This is a genomic window from Streptomyces sp. NPDC058231, from assembly GCF_042882275.1.
Lineage (GTDB): Bacteria > Actinomycetota > Actinomycetes > Streptomycetales > Streptomycetaceae > Streptomyces.
Genome location: NZ_JBHVWN010000029.1, coordinates 50,308 through 72,833 on the forward strand (window position 1 = coordinate 50,308; position 22,526 = coordinate 72,833).

18 protein-coding genes and 1 pseudogene are annotated in these 22,526 nt (G+C 71.0%); 8 read left to right on the forward strand and 11 right to left on the reverse strand.

Annotation, left to right across the window (positions count from 1 at the left end; genetic code table 11):
• Positions 1-54: 54 nt before the first annotated feature.
• Both ACFVXE_RS20445 and ACFVXE_RS20450 read right to left on the reverse strand, forming a co-directional pair.
• Positions 55-915: a carbohydrate ABC transporter permease gene (locus ACFVXE_RS20445; protein ID WP_389672852.1), complete on the reverse strand. Its 861-nt coding sequence runs from the start codon at positions 913-915 to the stop codon at positions 55-57.
• Between the two features lie 85 nt (positions 916-1,000).
• Complete coding sequence (locus ACFVXE_RS20450; RefSeq protein WP_389672800.1) at positions 1,001-2,023, reverse strand: ABC transporter permease; 1,023 nt, start codon at positions 2,021-2,023, stop codon at positions 1,001-1,003.
• A 339-nt stretch (positions 2,024-2,362) separates the two neighbouring features.
• Here ACFVXE_RS20450 and ACFVXE_RS20455 point away from each other — a divergent pair, with 339 nt between their 5' ends.
• The 6 genes from ACFVXE_RS20455 to ACFVXE_RS20480 all read left to right on the forward strand — a co-directional run bounded on the left by ACFVXE_RS20455 (position 2,363) and on the right by ACFVXE_RS20480 (position 11,879).
• Entirely contained in the window at positions 2,363-3,349 is a 987-nt protein-coding gene (locus ACFVXE_RS20455; protein ID WP_389672802.1) for a hydroxyacid dehydrogenase, read from the forward strand.
• A 62-nt stretch (positions 3,350-3,411) separates the two neighbouring features.
• Positions 3,412-4,506 (forward strand): LacI family DNA-binding transcriptional regulator, encoded by a 1,095-nt coding sequence (locus ACFVXE_RS20460; protein ID WP_389672853.1) that lies wholly within the window; start codon positions 3,412-3,414, stop codon positions 4,504-4,506.
• A gap of 158 nt (positions 4,507-4,664) precedes the next feature.
• Positions 4,665-6,044 (forward strand): M60 family metallopeptidase, encoded by a 1,380-nt coding sequence (locus tag ACFVXE_RS20465; protein ID WP_389672803.1) that lies wholly within the window; start codon positions 4,665-4,667, stop codon positions 6,042-6,044.
• 19 nt (positions 6,045-6,063) lie between these two features.
• Positions 6,064-8,499 carry a polysaccharide lyase 8 family protein gene (locus tag ACFVXE_RS20470; RefSeq protein ID WP_389672805.1) on the forward strand — a complete coding sequence of 812 codons (2,436 nt, stop codon included), beginning with the start codon at positions 6,064-6,066 and terminating at the stop codon, positions 8,497-8,499.
• A gap of 87 nt (positions 8,500-8,586) precedes the next feature.
• Complete coding sequence (locus ACFVXE_RS20475) at positions 8,587-9,927, forward strand: M60 family metallopeptidase (RefSeq protein WP_389672807.1); 1,341 nt, start codon at positions 8,587-8,589, stop codon at positions 9,925-9,927.
• Between the two features lie 14 nt (positions 9,928-9,941).
• Positions 9,942-11,879, forward strand: coding sequence for a DUF2264 domain-containing protein (locus ACFVXE_RS20480; RefSeq protein WP_389672808.1), 1,938 nt, complete (start codon positions 9,942-9,944; stop codon positions 11,877-11,879).
• Positions 11,880-11,937: 58 nt separating this feature from the next.
• Here ACFVXE_RS20480 and ACFVXE_RS20485 read toward each other — a convergent pair.
• From ACFVXE_RS20485 to ACFVXE_RS20515, 7 genes and pseudogenes are all read right to left on the reverse strand, one after another.
• Positions 11,938-12,324 (reverse strand): annotated as a pseudogene (locus ACFVXE_RS20485) (GAF domain-containing protein); the annotation flags it as partial.
• A 241-nt stretch (positions 12,325-12,565) separates the two neighbouring features.
• Positions 12,566-13,216 carry an ATP/GTP-binding protein gene (locus ACFVXE_RS20490; protein ID WP_389672810.1) on the reverse strand — a complete coding sequence of 217 codons (651 nt, stop codon included), beginning with the start codon at positions 13,214-13,216 and terminating at the stop codon, positions 12,566-12,568.
• Positions 13,194-13,565, reverse strand: coding sequence for a DUF742 domain-containing protein (locus ACFVXE_RS20495; RefSeq protein ID WP_389672812.1), 372 nt, complete (start codon positions 13,563-13,565; stop codon positions 13,194-13,196). Before ACFVXE_RS20495 ends, ACFVXE_RS20490 begins: the two co-directional genes overlap by 23 nt.
• A 2-nt stretch (positions 13,566-13,567) precedes the next feature.
• Positions 13,568-14,002 carry a roadblock/LC7 domain-containing protein gene (locus tag ACFVXE_RS20500; RefSeq protein ID WP_389672814.1) on the reverse strand — a complete coding sequence of 145 codons (435 nt, stop codon included), beginning with the start codon at positions 14,000-14,002 and terminating at the stop codon, positions 13,568-13,570.
• 7 nt (positions 14,003-14,009) lie between these two features.
• The gene (locus ACFVXE_RS20505; protein WP_389672816.1) at positions 14,010-15,896 is read right to left on the reverse strand and encodes an ATP-binding protein; all 1,887 of its coding nucleotides are present in this window, start codon (positions 15,894-15,896) and stop codon (positions 14,010-14,012) included.
• 458 nt (positions 15,897-16,354) lie between these two features.
• Positions 16,355-17,623: an MBL fold metallo-hydrolase gene (locus ACFVXE_RS20510; RefSeq protein ID WP_389672818.1), complete on the reverse strand. Its 1,269-nt coding sequence runs from the start codon at positions 17,621-17,623 to the stop codon at positions 16,355-16,357.
• A 99-nt stretch (positions 17,624-17,722) separates the two neighbouring features.
• Positions 17,723-18,163, reverse strand: coding sequence for a PPOX class F420-dependent oxidoreductase (locus ACFVXE_RS20515; RefSeq protein ID WP_389672820.1), 441 nt, complete (start codon positions 18,161-18,163; stop codon positions 17,723-17,725).
• Between the two features lie 544 nt (positions 18,164-18,707).
• Here ACFVXE_RS20515 and ACFVXE_RS20520 point away from each other — a divergent pair.
• A complete protein-coding gene (locus ACFVXE_RS20520; RefSeq protein WP_389672821.1) occupies positions 18,708-19,916 on the forward strand; it encodes a Glu/Leu/Phe/Val dehydrogenase dimerization domain-containing protein in 1,209 nt (402 codons plus the stop codon).
• A 468-nt stretch (positions 19,917-20,384) separates the two neighbouring features.
• Positions 20,385-20,975 (forward strand): TetR/AcrR family transcriptional regulator, encoded by a 591-nt coding sequence (locus tag ACFVXE_RS20525; protein WP_389672823.1) that lies wholly within the window; start codon positions 20,385-20,387, stop codon positions 20,973-20,975.
• A gap of 54 nt (positions 20,976-21,029) precedes the next feature.
• Here the strand turns inward: ACFVXE_RS20525 and ACFVXE_RS20530 are convergent, their stop codons facing one another.
• Together ACFVXE_RS20530 and ACFVXE_RS20535 are read right to left on the reverse strand one after the other, a co-directional pair.
• Entirely contained in the window at positions 21,030-22,031 is a 1,002-nt protein-coding gene (locus ACFVXE_RS20530; RefSeq protein ID WP_389672824.1) for a DUF6745 domain-containing protein, read from the reverse strand.
• Positions 22,032-22,113: 82 nt separating this feature from the next.
• Positions 22,114-22,440 carry a hypothetical protein gene (locus ACFVXE_RS20535; RefSeq protein WP_389672826.1) on the reverse strand — a complete coding sequence of 109 codons (327 nt, stop codon included), beginning with the start codon at positions 22,438-22,440 and terminating at the stop codon, positions 22,114-22,116.
• Positions 22,441-22,526: the final 86 nt, after the last annotated feature.

Genomic DNA, 22,526 nt, shown 5'->3' on the forward strand with positions numbered 1-22,526 from the left:
CTGGTATCTCCTTGGGAGAGGGGAAGGGAAGCGCAGGGGGTGGCGGAGGGGCGGTCAGCCCTTGATGGCGCCGGTGAGCACGCCCTTGGTGAAGTAGCGCTGGAGGAACGGGTAGACGCAGAGGATCGGTACGACGGCGATGACCAGAACCGCCATCTGGACGGCCTGCTGCGGAGCGAGCACCTCACCGGCCGAGGCGGCGTTCAGGCTCTGGCCCTGGAGGACGTAGGTGCGCAGCACCATCGGCAGCGGCCACTTGTCGGAGTCGTTGAGGTACAGCAGCGAGTTGAAGAACGCGTTCCAGTACGTCACCGCGTAGAAGAGGCTGATGACCGCGAGGACGGCCTTGGAGAGCGGCAGGACGATCCGCACGAGGACGCGGAAGTCGCCGGCTCCGTCGACCCTCGCCGCGTCGTACAGCTCCTCGGGCAGGTTCATGAAGAACGACCGCAGGACGACCAGGTTGAACGCGCTGACCAGGGTGGGCATGACGAGCGCCGCGTAGGTGTCGTACAGGCCGAGGCCTTTGACGAGCAGGAAGTTGGGGATGATGCCCGCGTTGAAGAGCATGGTGAACAGTGCGGTCATCAGGATGAAGCGGGACCCGGTCACGTCGCGGCGGGAGAGGCCGTACGCCATGCCGACGGTGACGAGCAGGCTGGCGAGGGTGCCGAACACCGTGATGCCGAGACTGACCACGAGGGCCCGGGTCACCACGCCGCCGGTGAAGATGGTGCGGTAGGCGTCCAGAGTGGGGTGGTCGGGCCACAGGACCAGTCCGGAACTGCGGATGATGTCGGTCTGCGACGCGAAGCTCGTGCCGATGACACCGAGCAGCGGATAGGCGACGGCGGCGACCACGACGACGACGGCGAGGGCCTTGGCGGTCTGCCCGAGCCGGGTGGGTTTCTCCATCCACGGCGGCCGGCCGTCGGACTTCCTGGTGGTACGGGGGGTCTTCTGCGCGGATGCCGTGGGTACGGGCATGGCGGGCGGCTTCTCAGCGGTCAGCACCGCGGTACACCCCTTCGTGGCCGAGGCGGTGGGCGAACTTGTTCGCGCCCAGGACGAGTACGGTGCCGATGACCGCCTTGACGAGTCCGACGGCGGCGGCGACGCCCCAGTCGTTGTCCTTGATGCCGTGGTAGTAGACGTAGGTGTCGAGGACCTCACCGGCGTCCGGGCCGACCGCGTCGCGCTGCAGCAGGATCTGCTCGAAGCCGACGGAGAGGATCTGCCCCAGGTTGAGGATGAGCAGGAGGATCAGGACCGGTGCGATGCCGGGAAGGGTGACGTGCCAGAGGCGGCGCCTGGGTCCCGCGCCGTCGATCGCGGCGGCCTCGTACTGGCCCTTGTCGATGCCGAGCAGCGCCGCGAGGATGATGATCGTGCCCCATCCGGCGTCCTTCCAGGCCACCTGAAGCGTCAGCAGCCAGGGGAACGCGTCGGGGTCGCTCATCATGTCGTAGCGCGGCAGCCCCATCCCGCCGAGGACGTCGGGCAGCAGGCCGGCGCCGCCCAGGATCTGCTGGAAGATCGAGACGATGATGACCCAGCCGATGAAGTGCGGCAGATAGACGACGCTCTGCACGAAGCGCCTGATCCGTTCGCTGACGATGCTGTTGAGCAGCAGTGCCAGGGCGACCGGGACCGGGAAGAAGAACACCAGCTGGATGAGGGCGATCTCCAGGGTGTTGAGGGTCGCGGACCAGAAGGCCGGCTCACCGAACGCCGATGTGAAGTTGGCGAACCCCACCCAGGCGCTGTGCATGTAGCCGAGGTACGGCTGGTAGTCCTGGAACGCCACGACATAGCCGAGCAGCGGTACGTAGTGGAAGACGATGAAGTACAGCAAGCCCGGCAGGGTCAGCAGCAGCATCACCCGGTCCCGCTTGATCCGCTGCCAGAGGGTCAGCCTGTTCCGCACGAGAACGGCCGGAGACGGGGACGGCGAGGAGGTTCCGGTCTGATGTTGCCGCTCTGACCGCTTTTCCCGAGACAGTGGAGGTGCTGTTTCAGCCATGGTGCGTCCTGTTCGGCTGGGTGGCGCAAATGAGCCTTCTGCGGCGGCAAGTTAGTAAGCGGTTAACCCCGCCGTCAAGAGATCTGAAGAAACGGGTGCGTTTCACAAGGCTCTCAGCGATCGAATCCCGAGGGATGAACTGGCAAATTGCTGAATCAATAGGGCAGTTGACCATGGTGTGCGCTTGACGGTCAGGCCTCGGGATACCTAGCGTGCCGGTCATTCCACAGAACACGCTTACTGTCCGGAGGCAGGGTGCGAACCACTGAAGAGGCACCGGCTCTTTCCGGTACCGATGCTGCGGAGCCGCCCCGAAGGCGACCGCGCACGGTCCTGGTCATGAGCCCCGGACTGCTCGACGACGTCTTCCCGCCGCCGGCGCGGGCCCGGCTGGAGGAGTCGGCCGATCTCCTCACCGCGGCCGTGATCAGCGACTTCGCGTCGCCGGAGGCCTCCGCGGCGCTCGCGACCGCTGAGGTCCTGCTGACCGGCTGGGGCTGCCCGCCCGTCGACACCGCCCTGCTGGACCGGGCTCCCGCGCTCCGCGCCGTGATCCATGCGGCCGGCACGGTGAAAACGTTTCTGTCACCGACGGCGTTCGACCGCGGGATCGTCGTCTCGTCGGCAGCGGCGGCCAACGCCGTACCGGTGGCGGAGTACACCCTGGCCGCGATCATCATGGGCGCGAAGCGGGTGTTCCCGCTGGCCGGGCTGTTCCGCGCCCGCAGGACCCACCGCACCGGCGCCGACCTCGACGGCCAGCACTGGCTGGGAACACACGGCCTGACCATCGGAGTCGTCGGCGCGTCCCGGATCGGTCGCCGGGTCATCGAACTACTCCGCATCCTCGACGCGGAGGTGCTGCTGTACGACCCGTACGTCGGGGCCGACGAGGCGGAGACGCTCGGGGTCACCCCGGTCGACCTGGACACCCTGGTGGCGACCAGCGACGTCGTCACCGTCCACGCACCGGACACACCCGAGACCAGGGGGCTGATCGACGCGCGCAGGCTCGGTCTGATGCGCCCCGGCACCCTGTTCGTCAACACGGCGCGCGGCCCCCTGGTGGACACCGAGGCACTGACCGGTCACCTGGTCAGCGGGCGGATCGACGCGGTCCTCGACGTGACATCGCCCGAGCCACTGCCGCAGGGTCACCCCCTGTGGGACCTGCCGAACGTCTTCCTCACCCCGCACCTGGCGGGCGCGCAGGGCAATGAGGTGGGGCGGCTCGGGACGCTCGCCGTCGACGAACTGGTGAGGTACGCGCAGGGTGCGCCGTTCGCCCATCCCGTCCACCGGGCCGACCTGGGGAGGATCGCATGAACCCCATCCCCTCGCAGGCTCTAGGCTCGACTCCACACAACAGCCACCAGGGGGTGAGCCGGATGCGCCGGCAGAGCACAGCCACGGACGGACAGCGCAGGGCCACCGTCACCGATGTGGCCCGGCGGGCGGGCGTCTCGACGGCGACGGTCTCACGCGTCATGAACCGCAACTACCCGGTCGCCGAGGCCACCCGGACGCGGGTGGAGGCCGCCATGCGCGACCTCGGGTACGTCGTGAACGCGCACGCCCGCGCCCTCGCCGGCGCCTCCGGCCGCACGGTCGGCATCATCGTCAGCGAGCTCATCGACCCCTTCTACGCGTACATCGCCAGGGGCGTGGAGCGGGAGGCCGCAGTCGGTGGCCGGCTCTGCCTGGTGTGCTGCGCCCAGGGCGACCCCCAGCGCGAGCTGGCCTTCGTCGAGCTGATGCACGAACGCAGGGCGGACGCGGTGATCGTCGTCGGTGGCAGCGTCACCGACCGCGCGTACACCTCGGAGCTGGCCCGCCGCGCCCACGAACTGGACGCCGGCGGATCGAAGCTGGTGCTGTGCGGCAGACCGCCGCTGGGCGAGCAGGCTCCGACGGCCGCCGTCGAGTACGACAACGAGGGCGGCGCCTTCGCCATCACCGATCATCTGCTGATGCAGGGGCACGAACGGATCCTGTACCTGGGCGGCCCGCCCAAGCTCTCCACCACCCGGGACCGGCTGGCCGGACACCGGCGGGCGCTGGAGCTGCGCGGGGTGACACCGGACCCGGAGCTGACCCAGACCGGCACCTTCAGCCGCACCTTCGGCTATCGACGGATGGCCGAACTGCTGCAGGACGGACCGGAGTTCACCGCTGTCTTCGCCGCCAACGACATCGTGGCAGCGGGTGCCGCCCAGGCACTGGAGGAAGCCGGCGTGCGGGTGCCCGAGGACATCTCCCTCGTCGGGTACGACGACATTCCGGTCGCCCAGGAGCTGCGGCCGCGACTGACGACCGTCCATGTACCGCTGGAGGAGATGGGGCGGCAGGCGGTACGGCTGGCCGTCGGCGGCGGCGACGAGGACGACTGGCGCGAACCGGCGACGGGCGTACTGCGGCTCGGTACTCATATCGTGGTCCGCGATTCCGTGGCACCCCGGGCCGGTCGCACCGCCCGGGTGTGACCGGTTACCGGTCCGTCGGCCGCAGTTGACCATAGTAAATAACAGTAACTTCCAGGGACCTCTTGCGGCTGGATAGCAACCGCTTACATGCTGTCGGCGAGCTTCACCGCTTTCCGCAGGCTTCTGCCCCTCACTTGCTTCCGCAGGGAGAGTTCCGCATGCGCATATTCCCTTCCTCCGCCGTCACGGCGTCCGCTGCCGCCTCCTCCGCAGTCGGCCGCCGATCGGTACTCGCCGCCGCGGCCGGCGCCGGAGCGGCGATGGCGCTCGCCGCCACGGCCCCCACCGCCGAGGCGGCGCAGCATCACGGGTCCGGCTGTCCGGTGAAGGTGTCCGTGACCGCCCGGCCCGCCGCCGAGGCGGAGCGGCTGCGGCTCGGACAGGCCCTGCGCGGCTCCGAGTTCCAGCCCACCGGCCTGTACGCCCCTGCCGCCACCCCGCTCTCGTTCACCGTCCAGCCGCACGCCGGTCTGCTGCCCACGCTGTGGATCGGCACCTGGGACTACTACGGCGAGATCACCGAGCCCCGCAGCTATCCGCTGACCGCGGGCGCGAACACCGTGACCGACCCGTACGGCGGCCCGGTCTATCTGACCCTGACGGGTAACGGCGAGCGGGCAGGTGTGGTTTTCCGTTCCGGCACCGTCCAGATGCCCGTCTTCACGCTGGGCCGCAGCACCGAGGCCGAGTACCAGCGTCTGCTGGACACACTGACCGCCTCACCGTACGTCGAGCTCCACGCCCCGCACACGATCATGACGCTCACCCGCGAGGGCGCGCTCCTGTACCGCGACGAGGACCACGCGGCCCTGCTCCGGCTGGTCGAGACGATCATCGACTCGCACGCCCGGATCAGCGGGCTCGACGGTTCCAGGCCGGTGCACCGGCGCAAGGCCGGGCCGTACCACTTCACCGAGGTCAGCAAGGTGCCGACCGGTGTCGGCGCCTATGCCACCCACGGATACAACGGCTTCCCCCGCGCCTATCTCGACCGGGCCACCACCGTGGAGGGGCTGCGCACCCGTGGCTGGGGGCTCTACCACGAACTCGGCCACCTGCACCAGCAGATGGCATACAAGCCCGGCGGTCTGACCGAGGTCACGGTCAACATCTACTCGCTGGCGGCGCAGCGCACCCTGCGGCAGCCGTCCAACCTCCTCACCGTCGACGCCACCACCGGTCTCAACTGGTTCCAGTCCGCACAGCGCAAGTTCGGCACGGCCGGGCTGACGTACGAGAAGTCCTTCGGCGCCTACGAGAAGCTCGTCCCGTTGCGTCAGCTGGAACTCGCCTTCGGCGACGACTTCTGGCCCCGGCTGCACAAGCTGGTGCGTGAGGAGAACCCGCAGTCGGACTACACCGAGAACGACAAGCGCTACCGCGCCCTCGCCACCTACTCGAGCCGGGTGGCCGGCTACGACCTCACGGACTTCTACGTGAACACCTGGGCGTTCCCGATCGACGCCACCGGCAGAGCGGAGCTGACCGCGCTCAATCTGCCGCAGCCGCCCGTAGACCCGAGCACGCTGTCCGACTGACCGCAGGCAAGGAGTATTTGTGAACCTCAGCAGACGAACCCTCCTCGCCACGACGGGCGCCACTGCGGCTCTGTCCGCCGCCACACTCGCCGGATCGGCCGGGGTCGCGCACGCGCGGTCCGGCGGCACGGCCGCCGACGCCCCCGAGCCGGTCGATGCCATCGGTTTCGACGCGCTCCTGGAGCGCGCCGAAACCCTTCTGACCGGGGGCGCGTTCGACCCCTCCGACGCCGATTTCTCCGCCGGGGTCGCGGCCCTCGAAACCACGGCGCAGGGGCTCTGGGACACGCTGGACCGCAGCGCCGGGCGCACCGCCCTCTGGCCGGACCTCTCCCCCGTCACCGACCCGGGCAACTTCGGCCAGAGCTACACCCGGCTGCGTACGCTCGCCACCGCATGGGCCACCCCCGGCACCTCGCTCGCCGGAAGCGCGGAGACGGCGGATGCCCTCGTCGCCGCGCTGCGCTTCGCCCACGACAGCGCCTACAACCCGGCCAAGCGGGAGACGGGCAACTGGTGGTTCTGGGAGATCGGCGCCCCGCGTGCGCTGATGGACTGCTCGGTCCTGCTGCGCGACCGGCTCCCCGCCGCGGATCTGACGGACTATCTGGCCGTCGTCGACCGTTTCTGTCCGGACGCGGACCGTCGCACCAATTCCCCCACGCTCGCCGAGACAGGAGCCAACCGAACGGACAAGGCCGTCATCGTCGCGCTGCGCGGGCTGCTGGGACAGGACGCCGCCAAGCTCGCCTCGGCCCGTGACGCCCTCTCCGACGTACGCGACTCCGGGCGCAACAGCCTTTTCCGTTATACGAGTTCGGGTGACGGCTTCTACGAGGACGGCTCGTTCGTCCAGCACGACGTGGTCGCGTACACCGGTTCGTACGGCACGGTGCTGCTCGGCGGCGCGGCGTATCTGCTGTCCCTGCTGGCCGGCTCGGAGTGGGCGGTCACCGACCCCGATGTATCCGTGATGTACGAGGCCGTCGGGCGTACCTTCGTCCCGGTCGTCTTCGACGGCCTGATGATGGACGCGGTGCGCGGCCGGGCGATCTCCCGGGAACGCGCGGGTGACCACCGGGACGGGGCCGCGGCCGTGGCTGCGATCCTGCTGCTTGCGACCGGCGCGCCCGCCGCGTATGCCGACCGTTGGCGCGAGCTGGTCAAAGGCTGGCTGACCCGCAACCGCACCACCCCGTTCACGGCGCTCGCCACGCTCCCCCAGATCGCCCTCGCCAAGGCCGTGCTGGACGATCCGCACACCGCTCCCGGCCCGCGTACGACCGGTCACTTCGTCTTCGCCGACATGGACCGGGTGGTGCACCGACGGCCGCGCTGGGCCTGCGCGCTGTCGCTCTCGTCGAAGCGGATCTCGGCGTACGAGGCGGGCAACGGCGAGAATCTGCACGGCTGGTACACCGGCGACGGCATGACATATCTCTACGCCGGCGACGACCTGGGGCAGTTCGACGACGGCTTCTGGCCGACCGTCGACCCGTACCGGCTGCCCGGCACCACGGTCGACACCCGGCAGCGAACCGATCTCGGCACGGGCGCCGGCACCTCCACCTACCGGCCGACGAACGCCGTCGCGGGCGGAGCGGTGCTCCGCGGCACGTACGGCGCGGCCGCGATGGAGCTGATCGGACCCGCGGGCAGCACCCTGCGGACCAGGAAGTCCTGGTTCCTGCTGGAGAACGCGGTGATCGCGCTGGGTGCGGGTATTTCGTCGAGCGACGGCCTCACGGTCGAGACGATCGTCGAGAACCGCAACCTCGGTCCGGGCGGCACGGAGCGGCTGCTCGTCGACGGTGTCGGGCAGCCCACCGAGCAGGGCTGGACACGGGAGTTCGGCCATGCCCGGTGGGCCCACGTCGACGGTGTCGGCGGCTATGTTCTCGACGGCCGGTCCGCTCTGCACGCGCTGCGCGAGGAGCGGACCGGGACCTGGCGGGCGATCGACACCGGGGCGGACACCGGCGGCAGCACCGACCCGGTCACCCGCCGCTACGTCACGCTCTGGATCGATCACGGTGTCTCGCCCACCGATGCCGGCTACTCCTACGTGCTGCTGCCCGGCGCCTCCGCGGCCGCGACCGCGGTCTGGTCGCACTCACGGCCGGTCCGCATCGTCGCCAACGACACCACCGCACAGGCCGTGGAGGCCCGCAGGCAGGGGCTGACGGCAGTGAACTTCTGGGGCGCGGGGACCGCCGCCGGGATCACCTCGTCCGGTCCGGCCTCGGTCCTGGTCCAGCGTCACGGCCAGGAGCTCACCGTCTCCGTCGCCGACCCCGGCCGCACCGGGACCACACTCACCGTCGAACTGCCCTTCCCGGCACGCCGGGTGGTCACCGCCGACAACACCGTGACGGTCGCACCGGGCCGGCGTCCGGTGCTCACGGTCGCAGTGGGCGGATCACGCGGCCACACGCACACCGCCACCCTCTCCTGACCGGTGACCGGGTGCAGGAGGGCGCCCGCCTGCACCCGGTCACCCGTTCCTCCTCGCACTCTCCTTTCATTCCATCCAGGAGTACGCATGCCTGCCTCGCCGTCACTCAGCCGCCGCTCGGCCCTCGCCGCACTCGCCGGCGCGGGCGCCGCGACCCTGCTGGGCGCCGGAACCGCCACGGCCCGCCCCGCCGACGCGTCGGCCACCGTATGCGCCACCGCGTTCCCCGCGGCCGAGACCGAGCGGCTGCGACTGGCCACCGTGTACCGCGGCAGCGACTTCATCACCACCGCGCGCTACGCCCCGGCCGGCGCCGCGATCACCGTCCACGTCACGGCAGCCGACGGAGTGCTGCCCACCCTGCACATCGGTCTCTACGACAACTACCACGACGTGGCCGCCCAGCGGGCACCGCGTGCCTACCCGCTGGCACCCGGCAGCAACACGGTCACCGACCCTTACGGCGGCCCCGTCTACCTCCGGCTCCCCGGCGACGGTGAGCGGGCCCGGGTCACCTTCACCTCCGGCGCCGTCACCCTGCCGACGTTCACGCTCGGCACGACCACGGAGTCACAGTTCCAGGCGCTGGTGGACTCCTCGACCGGCTCCGCCTACGTCGAGCTGACGTCTCCGCACGCGATCATCACCGTGAGCCGGAGCAGCTTTCTGGCGTACCGGAACGAGGACCACGTCCAGCTGATGAACCTCGTCGAGGCCCTGATCGCCTCGCACGCGGCGGTATCGGGGCTCGACGGCTCCTCCGCGCTCCACAGCCGCAGAGCCGGTCCCTACCAGTTCAACGAGGTGACCAAGGTCCCCGCCGGTGTCGGGGCCTACGCCACCCACTACTTCAACGCCTTCCCCGCCTCCTACCTCGACCGGCTGGTCACCGTGGAGGGCGTCAGCAACCGGGGCTGGGGTTTCTACCACGAACTCGGGCATCTGCACCAGCAGTTCGCCTACCGCCCGTCCGGTCTGACCGAGGTCTCGGTCAACATCTACTCGCTGGCGGCGCAGCGCGTCTTCGGCCAGACCTCCAACCTGCTGACCGTCGACGCCTCCACCGGCCTCAACTGGTTCCAGACGGCGCTGCCCAAGCTCGGAACCCCCGGGCTGAGCTTCGCCACCTCCTTCGGCGCGTACGAGAAGCTCGTCTCCCTGCGCCAGCTCGAACTCGCCTTCGGCACCGGCATCTGGCCCGGACTGCACAAGCTGATCCGGGAGGAGAACCCGCAGTCCGACTGGCAGACGCAGGACGCCCTGCGCTGGACGAACTTCGCCACGTACACGAGCCGGATCACTGGTTACGATCTCACCGACTTCTACGTCGACAAGTGGGCGTACCCGATCGACGCGGACGGCAGGGCCGCCCTCGCCGCGCTCAGTCTGCCCACTCCGCCCGTAGACCCGTCGACCCTGACGGACTGAGGAGCACTGCCCGCATGACCCCGCCCCACCTGCACCTCCCCCCGACCGACCGGCTGCTGTCCTCGCGAACCGGATGGACGCGTGCCCACTGGGAGGTCACCGCCGACCGCATGCTCGACGCGCTCGTCCCGTACGCCACCCCCGGGTTCGCCCAGTACCGGCTGCCGGGCCGGGCCAGCTGGTCGGGGGTGGTGTCTGACGGACTCGAAGGGTACGCACGCTCCTTCCTGATGGCCGCCTTCCGCATCGCCGGAGCCCGGGGGGACGTCGACCCGAAGCTGATCGAGCGCTATGCGCAGGGGCTGGTCACCGGCACCGATCCGGCGTCGGCCGAAGCCTGGCCGAAACTCACCGACTGCTCGCAGCAGATGGTCGAGGCGGCCTCGATCGCCGTCGGACTGCACGAGACCCGGCCCTGGATCTGGGACAAGCTGGACACCCGGGTCCAGGAGCGGGTCGTCGACTGGTTCTCCGGCTTCGTCGGCGGCCGCACCTGGGACAACAACTGGCGGCTCTTCCAGGTGGTGTCCGAGCAGTTCCTCGCCTCGGTCGGCGCGCCGTACAACCGCTCCGACATCGAGAGCAACCTGGACAGGATCGAGGACTGGTACGTCGGAGACGGCTGGTACACCGACGGGGACGGCCGGAACTTCGACTACTACATCGGCTGGGCGATGCACTTGTACCCGCTGCTCTGGTCGCGGATCGCGGGCCCGGACGACGACGGGGGCAGGACCGAGATCTACCGGCAGCGGCTTTCCCGGTTCCTGGAGGACTACCCGCACTTCTTCGGCTCCGACGGTGCGCCGGTCCATCAGGGGCGTTCACTGACGTACCGCTTCGCGGCGCTCGCGCCGGTCTGGATGGGGGCGCTGGCCGACTGCACGCCCCTCGCACCGGGGCTCACGCGCCGGCTCGCCTCAGGCACCCTGCGGCATTTCGTGGAGCGTGGCGTCCCGGACGAACGGGGGCTGCTGACGCTCGGCTGGTACGACACGTTCCTGCCCAGCACCCAGCCGTACTCCGGACCCGCGTCCCCGTACTGGGCGAGCAAGGCATTTCTCGGGCTGCTGCTCCCGGCGGATCATCCGGTCTGGACCGAACGCGAACTCCCGCTCCCCGTCGAGGAGTCCGACCAGTACACGGCGCTGCCCGCACCCGGCTGGCTGCTGCACGGCACCCGCCACGACGGAATAGTCCGGCTGGTCAACCACGGCAGTGACCACAATCCGCCCGCCGCCGACGACGCCACGGAGACAGGTCCGGAGGAGGAGGACCCGCACTACGCGAAGCTCGGCTACTCGACGGCGACGGCCCCCGAGGCCGCGCCGCACGCCTCGGCACGCACCGTCGACGGCCATCTGGCCCTCCTCGCCCCCGACGGGACACCGTCACGTCGGCGCAGGATCCATCCACTGCGCTGCGAGGACCGGCTCGCCTCGTCGTGGTACGCGGCCCGGCTGCCGGGCGACGACCGTGCGTACCGGATCGAGACGACGAGTGTGCTGCACGGGCCGTGGGAGATCCGGGTGCACCGGGTCGAGGCGCCGCAGGGCGCGGTGGTGCGTGAAGGCGGTCATGCGGTGGCTCACTCCGAGCGGCCGCACGCCTCGTCGGGTCCCGGCTGGGCGATGGCGCGTACCGCCGACGGGCTGACCAGCGCCGTGGTCGCGCTGTACGGCTGGGACACCGAGGAGGCCACGGGAACGGCGGGCGACGCGGACCGGTCCGGTGTCGCGCGGGACGTGCAGTCCAATGCGTACGGGCCGCACTCCGCGGTCCCGTATCTGCGCAGCTGCCCACGACCGAGCGGGCCGGGCGTCCATGTCTCGTTGGTGGCGCTCTCCCGCGACGCCGTCCATCCGGAGGCGCTGCGGACGTCGGTCGCGGTGCGGGCCGATGCGGACACAGTCGTGCTGACCTTCCTGGACGGCACGACGGTCACGGTCTGAGACCCCGCGCCCTGGCGCGGGCCGCGCGGGCTGGACGGTCCGGACCGCGCGGGCAGGGTCAGAGAACGATGCGGCTGTTGTCCTCCCGTCGGTGGATGTGGCCGATGAGCTCCTGCGCCAGCGACTTGATCGTGGCGAGACCGGCCCGCCCCCAGGGGCGGGGCACGGTGTCGACGGCACAGACCGCGCCCAGCGCGATACCCGTGCGGTCGATGAGCGGCGCCCCGAGGTAGGAGCGAATGCCTATGTCGTCGACGACCGGGTTGCCGGCGAATCTCGGGTAGTCGCAGACGTCCTCCAGGACGAGCGCCTTGCGCCGCGCGACGACGTGCGGGCAGTAGCCGTGGTCGAGCGCGAGATACCGGCCCGCGCGGCCGCTGCCCGCGGCCGCGGCGCCCAGGTCGGAGCCGGTGAGCGTACCGGCGGGGGTGTGCAGCCGGCGAAGAACTGCCGGTTCCCGTCGATGAAGTTGACCATCGAGAACGGCACATCGGTCACTTCGGCCACCCTGTCGGCGAAGGCGTCGAAGCTCTCCAGGGTGCCGTGACGGCCCGTCTCCTCGAAGCGGACGGCGCCGAAGGGCACGTCGTCGGAAAGGGCGTCTGCCCGCCCACCGAGCCCGAGTGTCCGCAGTCGCTGCGGCCGGGCCCCGGCGTCGCGGTCGACAGGGGTCAGCAGCCGACCGGTCACGGACGGGCTCCGAAAGCGGTCAGCGGGGCCTGGGCGGCGGTGGCGTTGATCAGGTGCTGCACGAGGGTGACCAGCGTTCCGGTTCCAGAGCTGGCGATCCGGGCGTCGCAGAGGACGACCGGTACCTCGGGCGGGAGGTCGAGCGCCGCCCGTACCTCCTCCGGGCCGTAGCGGTAGGCGCCGTCGAACTCGTTGACCGCGACGACGAAGCCGATGCCACGCCGTTCGAAGAAGTCGACGGCGGGAAAACACTCCGCCAGCCGCCGGGTGTCGGCGAGCACGACCGCTCCCAGCGCGCCCTGGGAAAGCTCGTCCCACATGAACCAGAAGCGCTCCTGGCCCGGGGTGCCGAACAGATAGAGCACATGCTGCTCGTCGAGCGTGATACGGCCGAAGTCCATGGCCACCGTGGTGGCGGTCTTGGACTCGATGCCCTCCAGGCTGTCGGTCGCCGCGCTGACCTGGGTCAGCAGCTCCTCGGTGCTCAGCGGAGCGATCTCGCTGACGGCGCCCACGAATGTCGTCTTGCCGACGCCGAAGCCACCCGCCACCAGGACCTTGAGCGCGACGGGGAAGCACTCGGGGCCGCCGGTACCGTCACTGCCGGCCCCACTGCCGAACCCGTCAGAGCTGTCGTCGTAAGCCATCGAGCACTGCCTCCAGCAGAGATCGGTCGGTGGGCATGTCGTGGAACGCGGGCGGATGCGCGGTGACCGCGCCGCAGTCCACCAGGTCGGAGACGAGCACCTTGGTGACGACTGCGGGCAGCCGCAGATGCGCGGCGATCTCGGCCACCGAGGTGGGGCCGCCGCACAGTCCGAGTGCGACGGAGTGCTCGGGGCCGAGATGGATCTGCGGATCGGTCCCGGTGGCCATCACCAGGGAGAGCAGGTCCAGCACGGCAGTGGGGCGGGTACGGCCGTTGCTGACCGTGTACGGACGGATGAGCCGGCCGGCCGCATCGTCGAGCAACGGCCCGTCCTGCGGCGCGGACATCCTCACAGCCCCGTGGCGCCCGGTGCCGCGGACGCCTGTCTGGCCGGCGTCATCAGATAGGGCCGGACGCTCTTGATCAGCATGGTCATCTCGTAGCCGAGCACCGCGGCGTCCGCCTCGCGACCGGCGAGAACGGCGAGACAGGTGCCGGATCCGGCGGTGGAGACGAACAGCAGCGTCGAGTCGAGTTCCACCACCACCTGGCGCACCTCTCCGTTGTCACCGAAGCGCGCGCCCGCGCTACGGCCGAGTGAGTACAGCCCGGCGGCCAGCGCCGCCATGTGGTCCGCACTGTCCGCGTCCATGCCGTGGAGGGATTTCACCAGTCCGTCCGCGGAGAGCAGGACCGCGCTGCGCGTGTACGGCACACGCTGGACCAGCCCGCTCAGCAGCCAGTCGAGGTCCTGGACCTGACTGGACGGCATATCGGTCGTCATGGCGCATCTACTCCTTGAAGGTGTTCATTTCGAGGGGGTCCGGTACGGGGTGGAGCGGATCGGGGAGCGCAGCTCCGCGGACCGGCAGTGGTTCGAGCGGGGCCGGCGACTGCCGGTCCTGCGTCGGTGACGCGTCGGGGGCAGGGCCCGGGTCCTGTGCCGTGTCGGCCTCCCCCTCGCTCCGCGCCTCGGCGAGTTCGACGCCCCGCCGGAAGGACGCCATCAGACCGGGGTCGTGCAGGCCGGTCTCCTCGTCCTCGGTGCGTCGCGGTGCGGGGGCTTCCCTGAGCTGCGGGACCAGGTGCTCCTGGTTGGCGCGCCTGGGGAGTTGGGGGCGGCCCATGGTGCCGCGCACAGGTCCGGGTTCCGGCCGGAGGGCCGGCACCGCGTCGTCCGGTCGCGGGATGCCGGGGAGTGCCTCGGCGGGGGTGGGCCGGGACACACGCTCGGCGCGCAACGGGAGCGGTGGGCCCTCGCCCTGCCGCCTCGATCCCTGGGCCGGCTGGTGCAGGCGCAGCGGTTGGCTGGGCACCTGCGTCTGCCGGTTCCGTTCCGGGGCCGGGCTCAGGCCCCGGTGGTGCGCGGTGCCGTCCTGCACCGGCGGCCGGTGTACGGGGCCGGGCGGCGGGACCGGGGCGGTGTCCGTCGTGGGCGCGTCCCCGTCGACCCCGAGCAGTGACTGCGGAAGCACCAGCACCGCCTGTGTGCCGCCGTAGATATTGCTCTGTACTCGGACCGCGATGCCGTGCCTGCGGGCGAGTGACGCGACGACGAAGAGCCCGATCCGGCCGTCCTGGAGCAGACGGGCGACGCTTACCTGGTCGGGGTCGGCCAGGAGGGCGTTCATCCGCCTGCGCTCGTTCTCGGGCATCCCGAGCCCGCGGTCCTCCACCTCCAGGGCGAGCCCGGCCGTGACGTGCTGGGCGCGCAGCAGCACCTGGGTCTGCGGGGCGGAGAACACCGTGGCGTTCTCCACGAGTTCGGCCAGCAGATGGATCACATCGGCCACCGCGTGCCCGCGCAGGGTGCCGTCGATCGGCGGCACCAGTTTGACCCGCGGGTACTGCTCGACCTCGGCGATCGCCGAGCGCAGTACCTCGGTCATGGTGACCGGGTTGCTCCACTGCCGCCGGGAGACCGCGCCGCCGAGGACGGCGAGGTTCTCTGCATGCCTGCGGATGCGGGTGGCGAGATGGTCGACATGGAAGAGGCCCTTGAGCAGATCCGGGTCCTCGACCTCGTGCTCCAGCTCGTCGAGCAGCTGGATCTCCCGGTGCACGAGCGACTGGAGGCGGCGCGCCAGATTGACGAAGACTTCGACTCTCTGCACCTCGCCGGAGTTGTTGCTGAGCAGGGATGCCTGGACCACGGCGGCGACGGCGCCCTCGTGCGAGCGGCTGAGCTCCTGCGCCAGCAGGTCGAAGGCGTCGCTGCCCGGGGCGACGGGCTCCGGGGGGCGCCGCGTGGGCACCGGTTCGCCGTTGCGGAGCAGTTCGACCACCTGCTGCAGCTCCGCGTGGCCCTGGGCGCTGGTGCGGCGCAGCGCCAGACAGCGGCCGAGCACGGTGCTGGCGACCCGGTTGGCGCCCAGGTACGCGGCGGCCACGGCGGCGACGGCCAGCGCCCCGGATCCGGCCAGCGCGGACCAGAGCTCGGTGGTCGGCCGGGCACCCGTCGAGCGGATGGTGAAGATGACGGCTGCGGCGCCGCTCAGCACGGCGGCGATGGCCGGGAGCAGGGCGGTGCGCAGGATCTGGGGGCGTATGCGGGAATCGGGGGACGGCTGCGCGGCGCGCGGCCTGGACGTGGTCGCGTGGGAACGGGTTCCCGGCCGGCCGTGTCGCCCGCCCTCTCGGCGTTCCGGTCGCGCTTCGGGTGCGCGAAGTTGAGACATCAGCGTCCTCGGTACGTGGGGCACCAGGAATCGGCGTTCATGCGGTGGCACCTACGGTGGTCGGTCAGGCTCGGGCCAACGGTCGGGCAGGCTCGAAAGATATGAGCCCACCGTTGATCACCGGCAACACACGGTAGTCGCCAATCGAGCATGCGTGGCGGGCAGTTGTCGAACTTGCCCGCCATCCGTCCCGCTCTGGTATGAGCTCTCGCACATGCGACTGATAACGCAGCATTGACATGGATCCGTCGACACCTGGTCCGACCGCCGGGCGGGACGGGCGTGCGCACGGCGAACGGCCCGGACCGACCGGTTCCTCCGGTCGGTCCGGGCCGTCTGCCTTCCGTCAACGTCCGTCGTGCGTCGTCGCCCGGTGTTCATCGCATCGGGTTGCCCTCCGGCGGCCGCCGGTACCCCGCGACCCCTCCGGGCCTCCGGTCCGTCGCCGCCGCGCGCCGTTACGCGGTCGGAGCCACCTGCGGGTGCCCCGCATCCGGACCCGTGGCCGGGTCGGCCGTCGCGGCAGCCACCGGCGCGGCCCCCGCGCCCGCGGCGGAGTCGGTGGCGAGCTCCGTGATCCGGGCCGCGCCCGCGGGCCGCTGCTCGATCGGCAGCGCCGCCACACCGCGCCACCACGGCTCGGCCGGCACATGCTCCGCGGTGGGCTCGAAGGGCTCGCCCGGACGCGGCAGCGCCAGTCTGACGCCCGTGTCCTCGGCAGCGGCGAGGCTCCCCTCGCCCGGCTCGGCCCACGGGTGCGGGGCCAGGTTGAACGTGGCCCAGTGGATCGGCAGCATCGCGCCGACCGGCTCTCCGCCCTGGAGGTCCAGATGAGCCCGCATCCCCTCGGCCGGAGTCATGTGGATGTCCGGCCAGTACTCGGAATAGGCGCCGATCTGGATCATCGTCGCGTCGAACGGGCCGTGCTCGGCGCCGATGTCCTTGAACCCGGGAAAATAGCCGGTGTCCCCGCTGTGGTAGATCCGGTGCTCGGGTCCCGCGACCACCCAGGACGCCCAGAGGGTGTGCTGCTGGTTGCGCAGACCACGCCCGCAGAAGTGCCGGGCGGGCGTCGCGGTCAGGCTGATCCCGGCGATCTTCGTGGTCTCGTTCCAGTCGAGCTCACGGATCCGGTCGGCGGATACGCCCCAGCGCTCCAGGTGGGCACCGACCCCGAGCGGCACGGCGAAAACCGTGTCCGTGTCCGCGAGGGCCTCGATCGTCGGAAGATCGAGGTGGTCGTAGTGGTCGTGGGAGATGACGACCACGTCGACCGGGCCGAGCGCGGCGAGCGGCAGCGGAACGGGGTGCAGCCGCTTGGGTCCCGCGAAGGCGAAAGGCGAACAGCGCTCGCCCCATACCGGGTCGAAGAGCACCCGGCGGCCGTCGATCTCGGCGAGCACGCTCGAATGCCCCATCCAGGTGAGCCGCAGCCCCGTGGCGGGCGGCGCGGCGAGGTCCGCGAGCGTGGTGGCGTGGACGGGCACGGTACCGGTCGGCGTCCTGCGTTTCCGCTCCTCCTTGCGGAAGAAGACCTTCGCGAACTCCAGCATGGATCCGGACGGCCTGCTCCGCGCCCCCAGCGGATTCTGGAAGACCCCGTCGGCGAAATTGGGTGAGCGACGAATACGTTCCATGCGGTCACCGCCCGGGTCGGCGCCGAATGCGGCGGGTCGCAGCGTGCGGAGCCGGGTGCGGAGCGGGTGCAGGGAATCAGCGCCGGTCACAACATCTCCTGAGGGAGTCGGTGTCGTTTCATTATGAGCAGTGGGTACGACAGTGCGAGTACGGGACGGCCAACGGCGTGAGGGGCGGCCCCGCTCGCCTCATCCAGGCAGTTGCCCGTACACGTGTTCGATATGCAGTCGCAGGACGATCCGGCGGTCGCGGACCATGGCACTGCGGAAGTCGTCCCAGTCCGGGTGTTCGCCCTGCACGTTCCGGTAGAGCGTGATCAGCTCCTCCACGGTCGCGTCGTACGGATCCGCGGCCACCGGCGACAGCTCGGCCGTGCCGTCCGCCACCGCCCAGGCCCAGCGGTCACCGCTGGTGACGTGGTAGCTCGCCCGTGGATCGCGCCGGAGATTCCTGGTCTTGGCCCGGCCCTCCGTGATCGAGACGCGGATGACGCGCTCCTCCGGGGAGCAGAAGTGGTTGACATTGGACAGCTGGGGCCGGCCGTCCCGCTTCAGCGTCACGAGCACCCCGCCGTCCCCCTCGGCGATCAGCCGGAGCAGCGCGTTCTGTTGTGCGTCGAATCCCGTCATGCCGAATCCAACGTCCCGACCCCTCGCAGGATTCCGCGATCCACCGCTCACTCATGTCACATCCGGTCCTCGCACCCCGGCTCGCCCATGGCAGCAGAACACCGCCGGCGCGCACCCGCCCCGCGGCCGACCCGGAGACGCCCGCCACGGCCGTGCACACCTGACCGACCGGCCCCGCAGCCGCCTCTTCCGTCGCGCCTTTTCGTGGCACTCCAGTGCGAGGCGCTGCGCGACGCACACGGACGGCACCGCGGCTACTACTGATCCATCATTCAGTAACGACACATTGACAGGGGCGTCCCCGTCTCCCGATACTGACCGATGATTCAGTAAATCGGCCGGTTGGTCGCGGCAGCCGGCGCGTCCGGGCAGCCGGCTCTCCCGCCGCCGGTCCGGGGCCTGCTACGGACTCGCGCACGCCGGCCACCGGCTCCCACCCCGGAAGTGCGGCGGCCACCGGGCCGTACCGATCCCCCGGGGCGCCCGGCCCTGCCCCGGCCACCGCCGGGCCCACCCTGACCACCGTGACCGAGGAGACCTACCGATGACGACGCCGATGACGCCCACGCCCGCCCCGCTCATCTCGCTGACCTGGACCGATCATGTCACCGGGCGCCAGGGGCACCTGGTCGTCGACCGGCTGGTCCGGGGCGTGTCCAGCGGCGGGCTGCGGATGCGGGAGGGCTGCACGCTCGACGAGGTGGCGGGGCTCGCCCGGGGCATGACGATGAAAGAGGCCCTGCACTTCGACGCCGACGACGACCGGGCCCGCTACATACCGCTGGGCGGTGCCAAGGGCGGGATCGACTGCGACCCGCGCGACCCGGAGGCCTACGGCGTGCTCGTGCGCTACCTGCGGGCCGTGCGCCCGTACATCGAGAACATCTGGACGACCGGTGAGGATCTCGGACTGACGCAGGACCTCGTCGACCGTGCGGCGGCCGAGGCCGGGCTCGTCTCCTCGGTCCAGGCGGTCTATCCGCTGCTCGACGACGAGACGGCGGCGCGGCAGCGGCTCTCCGACGCGTTCGCCGTGGAGGTCGACGGCATCGGGCTCGACGAACTGGTCGGCGGCTGCGGGGTGGCCGAATCCGCACTCGCGGCGCTGGACCGGGCCGGTCTCCCGTACGCGGAGGCGAGGGTCTCCGTGCAGGGGCTCGGCACGATGGGTGGGGCGACGGCGCGGTTCCTCGCGCGGGCCGGACTGAGGGTCGTGGCCGTCGCGGACGTCAAGGGCACCATCGCCAATCCGGCGGGCCTCGACGTCGAGTCGCTGCTCGCCGCCCGGGACGCATACGGAACGGTGGACCGCGGCGTGCTGCGGGACGGGGACCGGGAGCTGCCCGCCGACGCCTGGCTGGGCCAGGAGGCGGAGGTGCTCGTCCCGGCTGCCGTCTCGTACGCCATCGACGCCGCGAACCAGTCCCTGATCAGCGCCCGTTGGATCATCGAGGCGGCCAACATGCCGGTACTTCCGGAGGCGGAGGCGCTGCTGGCCGGGCGTGGAATCACCGTCCTGCCCGATGTGGTGGTCAACTCCGGTACGAACGCGTGGTGGTGGTGGACCCTGTTCGGGGACATCGGCGCCGACGCCGAGGAGGCGTTCGCGCACACCCGCCGCTCGATGCGCACCCTGATCGACCGGATGCTGTCCCGCGCCGAGGCCGACGGCTCCACGCCCCGGGCGGCGGCCCATGCCCTCGTCGCCGAGCGGCTGCCGGTGATGGCCGAACGCTTCGGCTGGTACCGGTGAGGCTCGCGGTACGGCCGCCCGATCACTCTTGATCGGGCACTCTTGATCGGGCGGGGTTCACGGCCGATGGCCGCCGTCGGATCTTCCCGCCGACACCGATCGGCTCCGTTACACCATGTCCCTGACAGTCCGACCTCGCCATCCCTGAGAACCCACGAGTTCACGCGGCGGGAATGAGACGGGCCGGATGGGCGGCGGCATGCACCATCGCGCTCGCAGATCAGCTCGATCGTGCCGGGATCCGGCCGCGAGGCCATGGCGACCGGCCCGGTCCCGTCGAAGAGCCGCCGGTCGACCCGGCCCTGCGCGAGCTGCCCCACGGCGTCGATCGGCACCGCGCACTGGTGCCCGCCCGGAGCCGGCTGAAGCTGGGGGCGGTTGGGTGCGGGGCCGCTCGCGGTTCCGCACCCGCCCGCCCGGGACCCGAGCATTGGTTAGGGTGAAGCCGTGGCAAGAGTGCGGTTGAGCGTGACGGAACGACGCGAGGAGCTGCTGCGCGCCGCCGTCGAACAGATCGAGGTGCGCGGCGTCGCCGCGGTACGGATCGCCGATGTGGCCGCCGTGCTCGGTGTGAGCAACGCACTGGTGCTCTACCACTTCTCGACGAAGGAGAAGCTGGTCGCGGCAGCCTTCGCGCACGCGGCCGAGGCCGACCTGGCCTGTCTGCGCAAGCTGCTCGGCCGTCGCACCAGCGCGGTACGGCGGCTGCGCGCTGCCGTCCGCTGGTATGCGCCGACCGGGCAGGCCAAGGGGTGGCGGTTGTGGATCGAGGGCTGGGCGGCCGCACTGCGCGATCCGGCGCTGCGCAACGTGGCCGGCGATCTCGACCAGCAGTGGAAGGCCGAGCTGGCCGAGGTCATCGAAGAGGGTGCCGCCGCGGGCGAGTTCCGGTGCGACGATCCGATGTCCGCGGCCTGGCGGCTGACCGCGCTGCTGGACGGCCTGGCCGTCCAGATGACCTCCTACGCCGGGCCGCTCTCCCGCTCCACGATGCTGGCGTGGACCGACGAGGCGCTCGCCCGCGAACTGGGCATCGACCACGCAACGCTGACAGCCTGACGGCAGACCTCCTCCCCCCGTTCCGCCCCTCTCCCCCGTCGGCCGGCCGGCCGGTCAGGTCTGGCGCAGCGGCGCGTAGGCCGCGCCCTGGAGCCCGAAGGTCCAGGCGACGCCGTCCTTCGCCGTCCGCGTCGTGGGCGGCACCCGCAGCCAGTACGTACGGTGTGTCCCGTCGGGCTCGGGGGTGGAGTTGACCACCTCGACCATCACCACGTCCTCGTCGCCGTCCAGTGCGATCCGCCAGAGAACACCCGTCTCGTCCCGGTGCACCGGGACGGCTCCCGACTCCGCGAGGTAGCGTTCGTAGCCGTAGAACTCCAGCATCACGCGGCGCAGTTCCGCGTTCTGCTCCTCGCGTATCCGCTCGGGCGTCAGAGCCGTCAGTTCCGCGAGGAATTCGGCGGGAACGGGCATGCCGCGCCAGGCGTACAGCGCGAATCCGTCACGGTACTCGAGCGCCGGGCCGTCGCCGCGGTCGAGCCGGCCCGCCTCGTCGCGGTGGAGCGTCTCCGGGCGTTCGCTGATCACCACCACGCGTTCGTAGGGCCACCACCAGCCGGCGTGCCTGGCCACCTCCGCAAGTCCCGTGAGCCGGTCCCCGCGTCCGTCGAACGCCGCGAGCCACGCCGCGTCGTGCTGGCCGAGTACCGCGTCGAGCATGACCAGGCGTACTCCCGGCTCGTCCTCGGACCGCTGGGCGAGGGCCGCGACCACACCGGTCCGTATCCGCTCGGCGAGCGCGGCCGTGGTCTCCCAGAGTTGGGCGCCCGTCGCCGACCACAGTGCGGACCAGCCGGCCGGCCCCAACTCGTCGTACATCCTGCGCCGCTCCTCCGCCCACGGGCGGGTCCGCACCTGATCGCGCACCGAACGGCCCGCATCGACGAGCTTCTCGACGGCCTCGACGGCCGCCTTCGGCGAATCCACCCAGACGATCCGCTCCGGCTCGTCCAGTCCCGCGCTGCGGTAGGCGAGACGCACCCCGTCCTCGGCCGCTCCCCGGTCCGCCCCTCCCGTCGCCGCCGCCACGGCCCGCCATGAGTCCACGTACTGCATCGGTTCTCCCCGTCCCCTGTTCCGCTCTGCTGGTCCCTGCTGTCCGCTGCCGCGGTCGTCGGCCGACCGGGCCCGCGTGGTCTCAGTCCGCCACGATGCGGACCGTGCCCGGGGCGTACTCCCGCTGGCGCACCACGCGGTACCAACCCTTCGACAGCGGTATCGCCGCATGCTCCTCGTGCACCACCCGCCCGCCGTCGGGCAGATGGAGCAGCATCGGGCCGAAGGCGCCCGCCTCCCGCATCAGCCGGCCGGGCCCCTGGACCGCGTGCGCGTGACCGGTGACCTCGCCCAGCGCGAGCACCATGCGTCCCCGCGTGTCCCGTGGTTCTCCCGGCGCGTCCACCAGGTGCGCGGGCACTGCGGACTCGTCCAACGACACGATCAGCACATCGCCTTGCCGGTACACGGACGTCTCCCCTCCACGGCGGCACCCGCTGTGCCGACCACACCGAAAACGCTACGGGGAGGGTCTGACATCCATACGCGTAGCGG